Origin of the sequence: Bilifractor sp. LCP19S3_H10 (genome assembly GCF_052119185.1) — a bacterium.
Lineage (GTDB): Bacteria > Bacillota > Clostridia > Lachnospirales > Lachnospiraceae > Bilifractor.
On sequence record NZ_JBQKFT010000075.1, the window covers coordinates 1 to 388 of the forward strand.

General features: G+C 53.9%; 1 pseudogene. It reads left to right on the top strand.

Annotated elements, in window-relative coordinates:
- Nucleotides 1-187: 187 nt before the first annotated feature.
- A pseudogene (locus ACTQZS_RS15500) lies at nt 188-388 on the top strand (phage portal protein); the annotation flags it as partial.

Here is a 388-nt window from a genome sequence, read left to right on the forward strand (position 1 = left end):
ACTTCAATTCCAGACAGACCTCACGGGAGCAACCTTCGAGGAGCTTTGGAAGGGCAAGGTCGAGAGAACCGGGATCGTAAAATAAACCAGAAACAAACAGGAACGAACAGGGCATTCACCAAGACGGTGGGTGCCTTTTTCCGTGGAAGAACTGCTGTGGACAGCGGCAGAGATAGGAGTATGACACATGGGATTTCGGGATTTATTTCACAGAAGGAAGGCAAGAGCAGATCCGCAGGATTCGACATCCGGCAGTGTGTACCGTGCCTATTACGGCCACACCTCATCCGGAAAGACCGTAACAGAACGGAGCTCCATGCAGGTGACCGCTGTGTATGCCTGCGTCCGAGTGCTGGCAGAAGCGGTGGCAAGCCTGCCGCTGCATTTG